At 61.9% G+C, this 15,092-nt stretch carries 16 protein-coding genes; 2 read left to right on the forward strand and 14 right to left on the reverse strand.

The window, feature by feature from the left end; translation table 11 throughout:
* Nucleotides 1–30 precede the first annotated feature (30 nt).
* The 9 genes from KQ940_RS13585 to KQ940_RS13625 form a co-directional block, all read right to left on the reverse strand.
* Complete coding sequence (locus KQ940_RS13585) at nucleotides 31–2,547, reverse strand: efflux RND transporter permease subunit (RefSeq protein ID WP_217414218.1); 2,517 nt, start codon at nucleotides 2,545–2,547, stop codon at nucleotides 31–33.
* Between the two features lie 83 nt (nucleotides 2,548–2,630).
* The gene (locus KQ940_RS13590) at nucleotides 2,631–3,623 is read right to left on the reverse strand and encodes a WD40/YVTN/BNR-like repeat-containing protein (RefSeq protein WP_217414219.1); all 993 of its coding nucleotides are present in this window, start codon (nucleotides 3,621–3,623) and stop codon (nucleotides 2,631–2,633) included.
* Nucleotides 3,624–3,882: 259 nt separating this feature from the next.
* A complete protein-coding gene (locus KQ940_RS13595) occupies nucleotides 3,883–5,232 on the reverse strand; it encodes a sensor histidine kinase (protein WP_217414220.1) in 1,350 nt (449 codons plus the stop codon).
* Nucleotides 5,229–5,918, reverse strand: coding sequence for a response regulator transcription factor (locus KQ940_RS13600; protein WP_217414221.1), 690 nt, complete (start codon nucleotides 5,916–5,918; stop codon nucleotides 5,229–5,231). Before KQ940_RS13600 ends, KQ940_RS13595 begins: the two co-directional genes overlap by 4 nt.
* 3 nt (nucleotides 5,919–5,921) lie before the next feature.
* A complete protein-coding gene (locus tag KQ940_RS13605) occupies nucleotides 5,922–6,209 on the reverse strand; it encodes a PepSY domain-containing protein (RefSeq protein ID WP_217414222.1) in 288 nt (95 codons plus the stop codon).
* A complete protein-coding gene (locus KQ940_RS13610) occupies nucleotides 6,190–6,810 on the reverse strand; it encodes a diheme cytochrome c (protein WP_217414223.1) in 621 nt (206 codons plus the stop codon). Before KQ940_RS13610 ends, KQ940_RS13605 begins: the two co-directional genes overlap by 20 nt.
* A 30-nt stretch (nucleotides 6,811–6,840) precedes the next feature.
* Nucleotides 6,841–7,233, reverse strand: coding sequence for a DUF1924 domain-containing protein (locus KQ940_RS13615; protein ID WP_217414224.1), 393 nt, complete (start codon nucleotides 7,231–7,233; stop codon nucleotides 6,841–6,843).
* The gene (locus KQ940_RS13620; RefSeq protein WP_217414226.1) at nucleotides 7,230–7,853 is read right to left on the reverse strand and encodes a cytochrome b/b6 domain-containing protein; all 624 of its coding nucleotides are present in this window, start codon (nucleotides 7,851–7,853) and stop codon (nucleotides 7,230–7,232) included. Before KQ940_RS13620 ends, KQ940_RS13615 begins: the two co-directional genes overlap by 4 nt.
* A gap of 72 nt (nucleotides 7,854–7,925) precedes the next feature.
* Nucleotides 7,926–8,825: a LysR family transcriptional regulator gene (locus KQ940_RS13625; RefSeq protein WP_217414228.1), complete on the reverse strand. Its 900-nt coding sequence runs from the start codon at nucleotides 8,823–8,825 to the stop codon at nucleotides 7,926–7,928.
* A gap of 134 nt (nucleotides 8,826–8,959) precedes the next feature.
* On the opposite strand from KQ940_RS13625, the gene KQ940_RS13630 reads away from it, so the two are divergent.
* Entirely contained in the window at nucleotides 8,960–9,553 is a 594-nt protein-coding gene (locus tag KQ940_RS13630) for a 2-hydroxychromene-2-carboxylate isomerase (protein ID WP_217414230.1), read from the forward strand.
* Nucleotides 9,554–9,614: 61 nt separating this feature from the next.
* Nucleotides 9,615–10,229, forward strand: a complete 615-nt coding sequence (locus tag KQ940_RS13635) for a glutathione S-transferase family protein (protein ID WP_217414233.1) — start codon at nucleotides 9,615–9,617, stop codon at nucleotides 10,227–10,229.
* Between the two features lie 24 nt (nucleotides 10,230–10,253).
* Here KQ940_RS13635 and KQ940_RS13640 read toward each other — a convergent pair whose 3' ends face one another.
* From KQ940_RS13640 to KQ940_RS13660, 5 genes are all read right to left on the reverse strand, one after another.
* Nucleotides 10,254–11,219: an AraC family transcriptional regulator gene (locus tag KQ940_RS13640; protein WP_217414234.1), complete on the reverse strand. Its 966-nt coding sequence runs from the start codon at nucleotides 11,217–11,219 to the stop codon at nucleotides 10,254–10,256.
* A gap of 298 nt (nucleotides 11,220–11,517) precedes the next feature.
* The gene (locus KQ940_RS13645) at nucleotides 11,518–12,411 is read right to left on the reverse strand and encodes a SphA family protein (protein ID WP_217414235.1); all 894 of its coding nucleotides are present in this window, start codon (nucleotides 12,409–12,411) and stop codon (nucleotides 11,518–11,520) included.
* A 65-nt stretch (nucleotides 12,412–12,476) separates the two neighbouring features.
* Entirely contained in the window at nucleotides 12,477–13,004 is a 528-nt protein-coding gene (locus KQ940_RS13650) for a flavin reductase family protein (RefSeq protein ID WP_217414236.1), read from the reverse strand.
* Between the two features lie 9 nt (nucleotides 13,005–13,013).
* Complete coding sequence (locus KQ940_RS13655; protein ID WP_217414237.1) at nucleotides 13,014–14,246, reverse strand: styrene monooxygenase/indole monooxygenase family protein; 1,233 nt, start codon at nucleotides 14,244–14,246, stop codon at nucleotides 13,014–13,016.
* Nucleotides 14,247–14,300: 54 nt separating this feature from the next.
* Entirely contained in the window at nucleotides 14,301–15,089 is a 789-nt protein-coding gene (locus tag KQ940_RS13660) for an SDR family oxidoreductase (RefSeq protein ID WP_217414238.1), read from the reverse strand.
* Between the last annotated feature and the right edge of the window lie 3 nt (nucleotides 15,090–15,092).

Here is a 15,092-nt window from a genome sequence, read left to right on the forward strand (position 1 = left end):
TTTGGCCTCTTTGGTGTTTTAAAAAGCGTTTTATGCCTTGGTGGTCATGACTAGCGAGGGTTTAACGGTTGCATCAGAGATGGATTCGGTCGCCTGGTATGCCGGCTCGCCCTTCCCGACGGGCGCGGCCTCTGCGTCATCGGATGAGAGACTGTCGTCGGCGTGGATCACGCCGTCCTCATCGACGTAGGCGGTGCAGATAAACTTAGGTCTGAACACCAGCACCCAGCTCGGCACCAGCAGCATGGCGGCAGCGCCGTTGAGCACCACCATGACGATCAGCAGCAGCGCCGCATCGGCCTGGAAGCGCAGGTCGGACAGGATCACCCACATGACGATGCCGGCGATCAGGGTGATGGCGGTGAAGCTGACCGCCAGGCCTGTGGTGCGGATGGCGCGGCGCACCGCCTGGGCCAGGTCGCCCAGGCTGGTCATCTCGGCGCGGATGCGGTCCATCATGTAGATCGAGTAGTCGATGCCGACGCCGACACCGACGGCGATGATCGGCACGGTGTTGGAGTTGATCCCCATCCCCACCAGGCCCATGTAGGCGTAGGTCAGCGTGGTGGCAAAGAGCATGGCGCCGAACATCATCGCCCCGGCCATCAGCGAGGAGTAAAACAGGGTCACGAACAGGAAGATCAGCAGGAACACCAGCGGCAGCACCCAGAGGTTGGTCTCGAATGCGGCCTCGTTCTGCGACGCGATGACGCCGATGGTGCCGCCGGCCAGGCGGATGGTCAGGCCCTCGACCTTGCCCTCGTTCTCGGCAATCCACTGTTTGGCGGTGTGGATAGCGCGGCGGATGGTCTCACCCTGGTGGTCCTTGTAGTAGAACACCAGGTTGGCGATCCGCTCGTCAGTGTCGATGAACTCGTTCAACGCGCCGGGGATCGGGTTGGACATCATGTAGGTGTACATCAGGCCGCCGACGTAGAGCTGGTCATCCGGGATCTGCAGCCAGCGCGGGTCGGTGTTGTGCAGCAGGCGGTTGACCTGCATCACCAGGTCCGGTGCGCCCTTGGCGCCGCCGACACCGGGGTCAAGCAGCATGGTGCGCTCCAGATCGGCCAGCGCCTTAAGTACGTCAGGCCGCTTGATACCGCCCTTCTCCGCCGTCTCGGCGACGATGTACATCTCCTCTGAGCCGGGAAAGGCATCGTTGACCGCCTTGGAGGAGAGGTTGTAGTCGTGCTCCTGGTACAGGATCGGCGAACCGGGTTCGGACTCGCCGATCACCACCTGGGAGGAGAAGTAGAAGCCGCCGGCCAGCAGGACCAGGGCCAGCGCCAATGCGCGCTTGGCGGCGCGCTCACCGCTGATCAGATCCGCACAGAAATAGCCGACGTTGCGGAACAGGTTGTGCCTGATCTCGATGCGGCGCGGCTTGGGCAGGATGGAGAGCAGCAGCGGCACCGCCAGCAGCACGGTGAGGATGATCGATAGCGCCCAGATCGACGCGTAGTGGGCCATCTTGGTGTTCAGCGGGATGGAGCCGATGGCGATCAGCAGCAGGCCGATGGCGTCGGAGACCACGCCGAGACTCCCCGGGCGGAACAGGCTCTCGAAGGTCAGCCGCGCGGCCAGGTGGTGGTCGGCATGGCTGGCCAGCTCCTGGTAGTAGCGCTCGACCAGCTGGATACCGTGGGACATGGCCCGCGCCGAGATCAGGAACGGAATCACCAAGCTCAGCGGGTCCAGGTTGTAGCCGAACAGGGAGATGATGCCGACACCCCAGATCGAGGAGACGATCACCCCGGCCAGCGGGATCAAGATGCCGTAGGCCTTGCGGAAGTAGAAGATCAGCAGCGAGACCATGATCAGCGCGGTGAACAGGAAAATGGTCAGGATCTGGTCCAGGTACTGGTAGGCCCAGCCCACCAGCATCGGCTGGCCGGTGACGTGGATCTTGACCCCGGGGGCGGCTTCCGCCTCACGCAGCTGCTGGATCTTGTCGAAGGTGGCGGCGTAGTCGAGCTGGCCCTCGATCAACTGCGCCTTGACCAGCGCCATGTGCATATCGGGGCTGACCAGCGGGCCGTAGACGCGGGCATCGGCGACCACATCCTTGCGCAGCTGGTCGAGCTGTGCGGTACCGAGGTCGGTGTGTTCCGGGTTGTAGTAGGACTCGGAGTTGACGTTACCCTCAGGGGTCAGCCACACCTTGCGCGAGTTGCGGTGGGTGACGCTGGCGACCAGGTTGTGGTTGACCCCGGGCAGGGAGTCCACCGCCTGGGTGATTCGGTGGATCCGCGCCAGGGCGGCGTTATCGAAGATGTCGTGTTCGGTGAACTCGACGCCGACGATGATCACATTGGCGCCACCGAACGACTCCTTGATCTCGTTGTGCAGCTGGATATAGGGGTGGGTCTGCGGCAGCAGATCGGCAAAGTCGGAGTAGACCTTCAGGTTGGGCACCTGGGCGGCAAAAAACAGGGTCGCCAGCAGGATCAGCCCGAGAATGGTCTTGGGGTAGTCGAACACCCGTTGTTCGAACCGGTGCAGCCAGTGCGTGGCCTTGTGGGCCTCGGCAGAGTGTTTATCCATGATCGTATCCGCGAGTTGTTGTTATCGGCCGCCCGGGCAGGGTCGCCCGGACAGGGTTGCCAGGATCGGGAGCTGAAACGCGATCAGCGCTTGAGGCTGAGCAGAGTGCCGTTACCGCCGGCGACCAGCAGCCCCTCGGCCGTGGCCAGCGCCGCGCGCAGGTAGACCGGCCGGGCCGGCACCGGCACCGGCGTCCACTGCGTGCCCTCATGCTTGAGCAGCGTGGCGTTTTCGCCCAGGACGTAGAGGCCGTCGGCCGTGTCGAGCAGGCCATAGAGCGGCGCCGCCACCGGGGTCGGGCTCAGCTGCCAGCTCTCGCCGCCATCCGCGGTGTGTAGCACGGTGCCATCCAGGCCCACCGACCAGCCGGACGCGGCATCGATGAACAGGGTGCTCTGGGGATAGAACTCATCCAGCATCGGCGGCAGCACCTCCCAGCTGGCACCACCATCGGTGGAGCGCGCAACCAGCCCGAACTCACCGCTGGCATAGGCCAGGGAATCATCGATGAACTGGATGCTGGTGAGCATGGCGTCTTCGTTGAGGGAGTCTTCGGACCAGTTCCGGCCCTGGTCATCGCTGGAGATCAGCGTGGAGAAGCTGCCCACGGCCCAGTAGCGGCCATCGGGGGCACAGGTCAGGTCGAGCAGGTTCTCCTGGGTGGGGATAGCAAACGCCTGCCAGCTCGCGCCATCGTCGTCGCTGCGCCAGAGCTGCTTGTCAAAGCTCAGCGCGATCAGGCTGTTATCGGCACAAGCCTCGACATCGATCAGGCCGGGGGCACCGGGCAGGGTCTGGCGCTGCCAGGCCTCGCGGCCGATGGCACGGGGCTCTTCAGACCGAGTAAGTACCAAACCGTCGTTGCCGACGGCGACCTGTACCCGGTCGTTGGCGGCCAGGGCCTGGAGCTGGTCGGTGCGGCGGATCGACTTGCCCTGCTCCTGCTCGACACCGGTCAGGTCCAGCGGGGCTTCGCAGCCGGCCAACAGCAGTGGAAACAACCCCGCCAGCAGAATAGAACGAGTATTAATCGAAAAGTGTCCCGCGAACGGGTTGGGAAGAGGTGTAGACGGCATATTTCACACTTCTTTTTTATAGTTATGGCTAGTAAGAACAGCACTCCGATCTACTAGAGCAAAGCCTGTACCAGAACCTGACCGAAACAAAAAAGTGGAAATATTCTCCTTTACTTACAAGTAGTTATTAATAAACAAATATAAATCACGCCGAAACGAAAGAGGTGCCGGCGCAGGGTTTCACTGATAAATATTGATGAAATAATGAATGTACCACCTGCTCTTCAGCAAATGATCAAGGTGGTTAATCCGGCCGTCATCAGTCCGGCAGCAGGACCACAACCCGTAAACCACCGGTATCGGCAAGATCAAACGCCAACTCACCGCCATAGCTCTCGACCACCGCCGCACAGATCGACAGTCCCAACCCCTGCCCCTCCGAATGCCGCTCATCCAGGCGCAGTCCGCGCTCGCTGAGACGCTCAAGATGCTCTGGCTCCACGCCCGGACCATCGTCCTTGACCTCCAGCCTGTAGCCGCCCTCATCCTGGCGAATCGTCAACCAGACCGCCGAGGTCGCAAAGCGCCAGGCGTTGTCGAGCAGGTTACCGAGCAGCTCGATCATATCGTCGCGGTCGTAGGGCATGGCGCCCTCGGGGATATCTGAGTGAAACTGCAGTTCGCGCCGGGTCGACAGCTCGATCAAGCGCTGGATATGCGGCACCTCCTCCAGTGGAATGAATTGCTGACCCGGCATCGGCGCACCGGCGATGCGAGCCCGCCTGAGTTCACGCTCGATACGGCGCAGCAGGTTCTCGTGGATACTCTCCAACTCCTTACGCAATTCCGGGTCATCGCAGCCCTGCGCCTGCCAGTGAAGTTGCTGCAGCGGCCTTTTCAACTCATGCGCCAGGTTGCCCAACGCCGTGCGCGAACGCTGGATCTGCTCGCCGGAGCGGATCAGCCGCGTACGGATCGCCTCGACCAGCGGCCGTACCTCGTCCGGTATATCGGTCGGCAGCTCGGCACTGCTGCCACGGCTTTGCTCGATCAGTGTTTTCCGCAAGGGCTCCAACCGTGCGAACCCGCGGTGCAATATCAACCGCTGCCAAAACAGCAGTATCGGTATGGCGATCAGTACCAGGCCCAGCAGATAGAGCTCAAAGCGCCGCTGAATCGCCTGCAGCGGCGCAATATCCTCCGCGATCCACAGGCTGAAATCGGTATCGCCCTTGCGGAACCCCTGCTGCCATATCAGCCACTGCTGATCGTCCAGGGGTGCGATCAGGCCATCGGCGGTGACGCCGGGCCTCAGGGTTGGGGGGATGACGTCCAGATCCCACAGCGAGCGGGAGCGGAGCTCACCGTTGGCGTACTGGATAATGAAGTAGTGGCCCGAGTGTACGCGCTGATACACCTGCGGCAGCGCCTGGCCCGAGAGTGTCCACTCCGAGGGCGGGTTACCAGTATCTGCCTGCAGCGCAGAGATCAGGCCTTCGGCGTCGTGTTGCAACCTGGAGCGCACGAAATCCTCGGTCAGCGTTGTCACGGCACGGTCGAGCAGAAACAGCAGCACGCCGAACACGATGATCAGCACCAGCAGCAGCCGGTGGCGGATCAGCCGTTCCAGACTGACCGGTCTGGTGGACCTGCTACTCTCTTCGCTCATGCGCCGCCCTCCTCTGCCGAGCCGGGAACCTCGCGGAGCCGATAACCCTGGCCGCGCCGGGTCTCGATCAGCTCCCGGCCGAAACGCTGGCGCAACCGGTTGATATAGACCTCGATCACATTGCTGTCGCGCAGCTGATCCTCTTCATAGACATGTTCGCTGAGCTCGGTTTTCGACAGCACGCGCCCGGCATTGAGCATCAGGTAACGCAGCAGGCGGAACTCGATGCCGGTCAGACTGTGCCACTGGCCCTGGCGATCCCGCACCTGCAGTTTGTCCGGATCGAGCTGCAGCCCCGCCACCTCGATCTGCTGGCGGACATGGCCATGGCGGCGGCGGATCAGCGCCTCTAGCCGGGCCAGCAACTCCTCCACATGAAAGGGTTTGCCGAGATAATCGTCGGCGCCGGCCTTGAGTCCGTCGACCCGCTCGTTCCAGCTGTCGCGGGCGGTCAGGATCAGCACCGGCATATCCAGCCCGGCAGAGCGCCACTCCTTGAGCACCTGCAAGCCCGGCTTACGCGGCAAACCCAGATCGAGCACCACGATATCGAAGCTCTCCTCGGCGCCGAGAAAGGCGGCATCTTCGCCGTCGTTGGCCACTTCGACGGCAAACCCCGCCTGCTTCAGTCGGGGTTTCAGCTCATCGACCAGCTTCAGGTCATCCTCAACCAGTAACAGGTGCAAGCCTTAGTCCTCCAGCTTCTGTTTCAGCAACTCACCGCTACGCGCATCGATCTCGAACTCGCGTACCTGGCCATCCTCGCCAAGCACCTCTATCTCATACACCAGCCGGCCGTGCTCACGTTCAAGTTCGACATCGAGCAGATGCCCGGCCAGGCGCTCTCCATGCTGCGCCAGCAGATCGTCGAGGGAGAGCATCTCGCCCTGTTTGACCAGTTCGCGGGCCTCACTCTGGTGAATCTTCTCTTTCGCCTGCAACGACGGGACGCCGAGGCTAATCGTCCCAGCGACCATGACCGGGAATATCCACCGTATCCTCATCGAATATACCTCGTTGTGCCTCCTGTCCATGGCAGGCCTGACACTGACTGAAGCTACCCACTTCCGGGTTGTCTTCTACCAACCGTTTCGGCACCTCATCATGCTTACGCTTGAAGAAGGGGGTTTCGGTGATCCGTAGCGGCGTCTCGTTGCTGCCGATGCTGCGCAGGAACTGGTGCGAGCGTCGACCGGGATTCATATCCGCCGCATTCGCGGTCAGATAGTCGCTGATCACCTGTGCCGTTTCGGCCGGCAGCTCGGCGCTCTCGCCAAAGTGATCGTCCAGCCCGTTCATGATCGCGATCCAGCTGCGCTGCGGCAACAGCTGAGCCGGATAGGCGAGATGGCAGGCTGAACACTCTTCGGCATAGAGCGGATTCAGGTTCATCGCCATCGAACTGCGCCGCTCACCCGACTCCCGCTCGCCGTGCTCAACCTCCTCATATTCGTGCTCGCTCTCGGCCCAGGCGCCACCGGTGGTCAGATTGACCAGCCCGAAACCACCCAATGCCAGCGCGCTGCCCAGCATCGCGACACCCAGACTCCAGCGTACTCCATTGACCCATCGATTCATCGTACTACTCCTACTCTAATAAAAGTTGCGTCACTGCGCCCGGAGCCAGGTCAGGATGTCGCCCTTCTCCTGCGACGAGCACTCACGCCCGAGCACGCCCTTGCAGTTGCGCAGAAACCACTTGTTGATCTGTTTCACCTCGGTCAGGCGTGCCGGATTGACCGAGGGCGCCATCGGCTCGATCGCCTTGCGGGTTTTCTGATGCTCGCCGACTCGGGTCGGCTCGGCGGTATGGCATGCGGCACAGCTGTTGCCATCGAAATCCCGGTTCCAGAAGCTCTGTCCCGCTTCGGCACTGAACGGGCCGGCCCCCTGCTGTCGGTAGCCCTCCAGCAACTGGTCCACCGCTTCCGCCGCCTGGCTGCTTATCGCAACCGGTCCGGCCAGCACACACACCAGCAACCCGATACTGAGTCTGCTCATCGTTCGCCCCCCTTGTCGGCATCCCGCACCTGTTTGCGCCCGGTGATCATCGCCCGAACCAGGTTCTCCCGGTGCAGCAGGCTGCTGACCAGTACACCGGCCAGATGCACCCCCGCCAACAGCAGCAACAGGTTGGCGAAGAATTCATGGATATCCTTGACCAGGTGCTCGGACAGACCGGCCACCCAGGTAGCCGCCAGTGGCCCCTCGCCGTCGATCGCCACCAGCGCCATACCGCTGAAGGTCAGCATCGCCAGTCCGAGCAACAGGCCGACCACCATCAGTCCGCCGGCCGGGTTATGGCCGACGTAGTGCCGGGCGCGTCCGCTAAACAGCTCTTTCAGGTAAGCCTTGACCCGACTGGGTCGGTAGATAAAGTCGCTGAAGCGGGCATAGCGGGTACCGATCACCCCCCACACCAGACGGAAGCCGACCAGTGCCGCGATGGCATAGCCGCTCCATTCGTGCAGAAACTGGATCTCCTCGGCTGTCGCCCAGGCGATGGCAAAGAAGCCCACCAGCGACCAGTGGAAGATACGAACCAATGGATCCCAGACCTTGATGGTCCGGGCCGACGCTTGATTCCGAACGGTATTAGCAGTGTGAGTAAGAGTTTCCATAACCGGCCTCCTCTATTGGATGGGGCCAGTATTAACGACTGAGGCTGAAACGAAGCTTAAATATCGACGCTATCAACCCCAGGGAGGGGCGGGAGAAAATTTTTCCGCCAGAAACTCCAGCAACGCTCTGACCTTGGCCGGCAGATGCTTGCGGTGGGGATAGACGGCATGGATCAGCTGCTTCTCGATGCCATAATCGTTCAACAGCGGCACCAGGCGTCCCGCCTCAATATCCTGCGCCACCATAAACAATGACAGCCGGGCGATACCGCCACCGAGCAGCGCGTACTCGTGCAGCGCATCAACATTGTCGGTAACAAAGTGCCCTGTCACCTCGATAATCTCCGCACCGGCCGCACTGCTGAACTGCCACTGGTTGAACACGTCGCTGGTGGATAGACGCAAGCAGTCATGCTGCAGCAGATCCGAGGGCTTGTTCGGTTGCCCTCTGGATTCTAGGTATTGCGGGCTGGCGCAAACCAGACGCTGGCTCTCCCCCAGCTTGCGTCCGACCAGGCTCGTATCCTTCAGCTCGCCCAGCCGGATCGCCAGATCCACCCCCTCGCCGATCAGATCCACCGACTGCCCGGTAAGCTGAAACTCCAGCGTGACCTGTGGATAGCGCGCCTGAAATTCCGGCATCAGCGGCAGCAACTGATGCTTGGCGAAACCGGGGGTGCTGTTGATGCGCAGCGTTCCTGTCGGGATCTGGCCGTAACCGGTCAGCACATCCTCGGCCTCCTCGATCTCGGACAGAATCTCGATACAGCGTTCAAAATACGCCTGACCTGCCTCGGTCAGGTGCAAGGTACGCGTGGTACGGTTGAGCAGTCGTACCCCCAACCTCGCCTCCAATCGAGTCAGCAATTTACTCACCGCCGACGGCGAAAGATCGAGCTGGCGCCCGGCGGCGGAGAAGCTCCCCCTGCGCACCGATTCGACAAACACCTGCATCTGCGTCCACTTATCCACACACACCTACTTATGAATTCAGTTCACATATTATTTGACTGCTTTCATATTTATCACAAATAACCGGCAAAGGTAGTCTGTTATCAAGCGCATCGTCGCCGCCATAACAACCGAACCGATCCACGGAGAGCGCCATGACAGCCCCCGTTGAAGTGAAGCTGTACTTCAATTTCCGCAGCCCCTACTGCTACCTGGCCAGCAAAAAGCTCTGGCCGATTGTCGATGACTACAACACCCAACTGGTCTGGCGCCCCGTCGGCGGCTGGGATCTGCGCTCGCCGCCGGACAGAGCCAAGAGCAAGATGCCGCTGGCCCGTCAGGATCTGGCGCGCTTTGCCCGCCGCATGGGCATTCCGGTCAACCCGCCACCGGCCGCCACCGAGCCGACGGCTGCTGGCGCCGGCTCCCTGCTGGCGGAACAGAAAGGGCTGCTGCGCCCTTACATCATCGAAGTGATGCGCGAGGAGTGGGCATACGGACGCGATATCGGTGATCCCGAAGTGCTGCTCAATGTCGGCGAACGAATTGGCCTTGATCGAGAAGAGCTGGCGATAGCGATCAGTGACAGCAGCAACCTGGCACAGCTCGAGCGCAACGCGCAGGAAGCGGCCGAGCTCGGAGTGATCGGGGTGCCCAGCTTCGTCATCGGCGACCAGATCTTCTGGGGCCAGGACCGGATCGACTTCGTGCTCGATGAGCTGCGCGAGATGCGCGCCGCCAAGATCTGAGCCCGACCGCTACCGACACACCTTTCTATTCTTGAGTGCCTGGCACCGAGGAGGTGACCCTATGTCCTCATGGATACTCTATGACAAACCGGAGTGCCCGTTCTGCTGGAAGGTCCGGCTGGCCCTGTATGAAACCGGCCAGGAGGCGAGGCTGGTCGACTCGCAGTCGCCCGAACAGCGCCCCGTCTGGCAGGCACTGACACCGAAAAAAACCGTGCCGGTACTGGTCGATGGCGACAGGCTTATCTACGAATCCAACGTGATCCTGGAGTACCTGGCCGATCTGCCCGGCACGCTGCTGCCAACGGCTCCAGCGGACAGGATTAAGGCGAGGCTGATCAATAGCTACAGCGACACGGTAATCGGCCCGGCCCTGCGCGAGGTGATCTTCGAGAAACGGGGAAAACCCGAGTCGGAGTGGGATCGGGCGCGCATTCAGGCCGGTGTCGAAGCGTTCGAACAGGCACTGGATTACCTGGCCGATCAGCTCGGTAACAGCGAGTTTTTCACCGGACAGTACTCACTGCCCGAGTGTGCGCTGACCGCCCGTTTCGGTCTGGCCGAAGCCTATGGCGTCGCCATTCCGGAGCGGTTCACCAACCTGCAGGAGTGGTTTGCGCGGATGAAGGCGCGCCCAAGCTATCGGGCCACGGCGCCGCGCCAGCTGATCGGCTGAATCAGCGCTCTCTTATCACACCCGTCACAGCAGACTTCTGCGGCGGGTATCGCTCGGTTTCTCGCCAAAGGTGCGCTGATACTCCCGGCTGAAGCGTCCCATATGGGTAAAACCCCAGCTCAGCGCGGCATCGGTCACCGAGATACGCTCGGCCTGCTGCTCCAGTGTGTTTTTGACCTTACGCAGCCGTATCTGCCGCAGGTGCTCCATCGGGCTGGTCTGGCGAAAATCGTGAAACCCGGCGTACAGGGTTCTGATACTGACGCCGGCCAACTCCGCCAGCTGACCCGGGGTAAGCGCCTCCGCCGCATGGCTCTCGATATACTCCTCGACCCGCTTAACATAGCGTGGTGCCAGCGTTTGGTGCGGTTGATTCATGCGCTCGGTATAACTGTGCGGTTGAATGGCGAGCAGCGTATTGACCACCAGTTGTTCCAGTTGTTGGCGAATCAGCAGCTGTTCGGCAGCAGCGGGACACTCCTGCAGCAGGCGGGTGAGGTAGAGCATCATGTTGCTCCAGGCCGGATCGGCCTGCCAGTTCAGCTCAGGCTTGAAACTGAGCGGCTGGTGCAGTGGCTGGCCCAGCTGCTGAGCACAGGCGCGCTCCACCGCCTCGCGTTCGATTCGGAACATCAGCATGTCGCAGTCGCCGCTCCAACGCATGCTCAGCGGCTCGGTTGGATTCAACACCGATGCCAGACGCGCGTCGCAGGCAATCCGGTCCTCTCCGCGACTGATATCAGCGAAACCGCACACCGGCATCTGGATCAGGTAGAACTGCTCCAGGTGTTCAGGGTTGATTCTGACATCGGCACCATACTTCAGCCGATTGAACTTGACCTGCCCCAGGGACAGCGAATGCATCCGCGCATCGAGCCCGGCATTCGCTTTCATATCCAGGCGGTGCGGTTTGTACGCCGCCGCCACCTCGTCGCGAACCTCTTCCAGGGTCACCGAGCGGAACAGCAGCCGGTTTGCGTCGTGCTTCAAAGCCTTCTGTATACAGGGAGACAGAGTCCTGCCTGATAACATACAGACCTCCCGTTTTTTTATTGCGTTAGATCAACTTATAGGTACGAGGGGCTTGAAATATTGTTTTGATCAGCATACAGGCAGCCGATGCAGATTTGAGCAGGGTGGCGGATATTTCTGCACTGAACGGACACTGGCTGCACTAATCGGCTTCCAGCACACTCAAGGCGAGAAGAAGTAGCCCGTTTTCGGGCTCTGCAATGCAGTAGGATGAGGTCAAAAAGGCCGGCCAGGGCTGGCCGGCCAATAACGGCTATCAGAAGGGGACGATAGTCTTGATCCAGAAGGCGCTGCCCTCCGGGCGGTTTTCCACGGCGAACTCCTGCTGGTACTTCAACGACAGGAAGAACCCCTTGCCGCTGTCGTATTTCACACTCGGGCCGATCGCGAACGCCTGGCCCTTGTTGCCGATGTCGACGCCGTTGACTTCGTCGCCGGTTACCTGCTTATAGCCGTAACCGCCCACACCGACGGTCCAGTTCGGGCTCACGCCCCAACCGACGGCGTAGTCGAAGTGGAACTCCTGACCGGACTGGTAGTTGGTGTCATCGTTCTCGAAGTTGTAGTCGTACATCAACTTCACATCAGCGTTCAGGCCGGCGGGATCGACCCAGGACGCCGCATAAACCGCCTGTGCCGCCCAGTAGTTGCGACCGATATTAGCCAGGTCGTTCTTGTCGTACTCGCCGGTCGGCACAAAGATATCGAAGCCTACCGCCGTGTGCAGGTTGGGGCTGTGGTGGTAGGAGAGCGCCAGGGTCAGATCCAGGTCCCCCACTCCGCGATTGCTCTGGCTGAAGCCGTTGACCGACACGTCCAGATCGACCAGCGGCAGCAGTGCCGCAGCGAACAGCTGGCCGCCCAGGATCGTCTTGTCGGTGACCCAAACCAGGCGCGGCGCGACCACGTTGGCCTCAAGGTCGAAGTCGATCGGCAGTGCGTCGCCGGAACCGTCGTTCAGCTCATCGGCGCTGTAGTGCTGAGCGTAGATCAGCGGGTACACGCCCGGCGGCGGCAACGCGCCCATCAGGTAGTTTTCCGCCCCCATCGGGTAGTTCGAGCCGCCGCCCTCGGTGGCCTGAACCGTGGTCGAACAGAGCATGGCGATGCTCACGGCCAGCGCGAGCTTCATTGGTGTGCGAACTGTCATCTATTACTTTCCTTTATTGTTGGGCTGGCTTGGCTCCGCCCTGTGGACGGAGCCTGAACAGGTACTCACGACTGCAAGCGGGCGAAGGCCCCCCGGTAAAACAGCAGCGGATCACCGGGTTCGGCGGCGAAGGCATCGACACGGCCCACGATCAGCAGGTGATCACCCAGCTCCTGGGTGAAGCTGACCGTGCACTCCAGGTGCGCCTGAGCACCCTCCAGCAGCGGCACGCTATGCACGTTGGTTCCATATGCCACGTCCTGGAATTTGTCCGCCACCGGGCGTGCGAACTGCAGTGCCAGCTCTTGGTGCTGGGAGCCGAGGATGTTGATCGCGAAGGGTTTGCCCTGCTGGAACAGCTGCACGTTGGGCGACTTCAACGCCAGGCTCCACAGCACCAGCGGCGGATCCAGCGACAGCGAGGAGAAGGAGTTGGCGGTGATCCCCACCGGACGTCCATCGCGCCCCGGCGCCGTGACCACCGTCACCCCGGTGGCAAACAGTCCCAGCGTATTGCGCAGCTCGCGCGGGTCGATCTGGTTGGCCGGTGTGAACTCCGTACGCTCGGCAACAGCAAGGTTTGAAGTGGTCATCTCTACCTCCTATGCCATGTGGCTTTTGATGACGTCCGCGCAGGCAGCGGGATCTTTCCACCAGGGCATGAATCCGGTCGGATCGTTGAAGCCGTTGGCGATGCGCGCGGCCAGCGAGGCGGACTGCTGGGCGGCACCAAGCAGTTCGAGGATGTGCTGCGGCGGCGGCAACAGCAGGCTGTTGGTCCAATCCACCACGCCGTTGGCGTAGGCCCAGTAGGATTCGAAGGTGGCCTGCATCCAGTTCTCGTCGAACGGCCGGTCGCCGCGCGCCTTGATTGCATCCAGGTAGATACGGCAACACTTGGAGGCGTTGTTGGAGCCCTGCCCGGTGATCGGATCGTTGACCACCAGCGCGTCGGCGATGCCCATGATCTTGCGCCCCGAGGGCAGCGTTGCCACCGGTTTGCGTACCGTGGGTGGGAAGCGCCCGGCCAACACGCCGTTGTCGTCGGTCAGCTCGACCGACTGGCAACGCTTGGCCTCGGCCGGGGCGAAGGTGTTGATGATCTCCAGGCTGCGGGCCAGATGCTGCTGTGGTGTCTGCACATCCTGCCAGCAGTCCATCGGACCGCCCGGTACACCTTCGAACACCATGATCTCGCAGGGACCACTGTTGGTCAGCGCCGGGAAGCAGAAGTACTCGCCGACGCCGGGAATCAGGTTGAAGGCAACGCGGGAGAACGGCTCCACCGGCTGCATGCCGTGCACGTAGGTCAGCGCCAGTGCCCGCTGCGGCTTGTCGAAGGTGGAGCGGACGCTATCGCGCTCGAACAGGCCGACGATATCGCCCTTGCCTGCCGCCACCAGCACCAGATCGTAGGCTTGGGCCAGCTCCTCGAGCACGTCGATATCTACGTCGCGGATCTGCAGATCGCCGCCGAGGCGAACGAACTCGTCCATCCACACCGGCATCTTCACCCGCTGGTCGACCGACTGAGCGGGCTTGTCCAGGCGTGCCGCCCACTCGATCAGGTTGCTGCCGGCGTTGGCCGGGTCCGGCACACGCAGGCCGATCCCCTCCACCGGCGGGCAGTCGTTCTCCCAGAAATTGATCCCCAGGTCGCGCTCGTTCTGCAGCGCCATGTCGAACATACACTGGCTGGACATCACCTTGCCGGCCTTGATCTGCTCGCCGGTGCGGTTGGACAGGATGGATACTTCGTAGCCCGCCTTGAGCAGGCCGATACCGGTCTGCAGGCCTGATTGGCCTGCGCCGACGATTGCGATTTTGCGTGTCATGGGATGACTCTCCTGATCTGTTGTTCTTGTAGTGGCCTTGGGCCGGGTGTTGGGTTATTCCGCCAGTTTCGGGATCGCGGGCTCCTGCTGCTCCGGCCCCAGCGCGGAGTAGCCGCCATCGACGGCGTAGTCGGCGCCGGTCACGAAGCTGGCTTTGGACGAACAGAGGAACAGCACCACCTCGGCCACCTCCTGCGGATTGCCCAGGCGACCGAGCATGTGGAAGGGAGCGGCGACGCGATCCGCCTTGTCACGGTTGCCGCCGCTGACCTCGCCGATGACGCGGGACCAGGTCCAGCCTGGCGACACCGAGTTGACGCGGATGGCGTCCGGGGCGAAATCCAGCGCCATGCTGCGGGTCAGGTGTTTCATTGCCGCCTTGCTCGCCGGATAGATCCAGCGTCCGGTCTGCGCCGCCTGGGCGGAGATGCTGGTGAAGTTGACGATCGCCCCTGCCCCGCTGGCCTTGAGCCAGGGGCGTACGAACTTGGCCGCCATCACCGCGCTGACCAGGTTGATATCCAGCGCCTTGAGCCAGTCGGCGCGGCTCGATTCGACGCCGTCATCGATATAACTGCAGGCCAGGTTGATCAGATAATCGATACCGCCGAACTGTTCGGCGGTGCGCGCGGCGGCAGACTTCAGTTGCTCGTCGTCGGTGATATCGGTTTCGATGAACAGTGCCGAGGCGCCCAGTTCATCGGCCAACCTGGCGCCGCCGACGGCATCCACATCGAGGATCGCCACCCTGGCACCTGCGGCGACAAAGGCTTTGGCCAGTTCGGCGCCGATCAGCGTGGCACCGCCGGTAATCAGTGCTACTCGGTTATCAAGCGTGCTCATGCT

The organism is Marinobacterium ramblicola, from assembly GCF_019084545.1.
GTDB classification, from domain to species: domain Bacteria; phylum Pseudomonadota; class Gammaproteobacteria; order Pseudomonadales; family Balneatricaceae; genus Marinobacterium_D; species Marinobacterium_D ramblicola.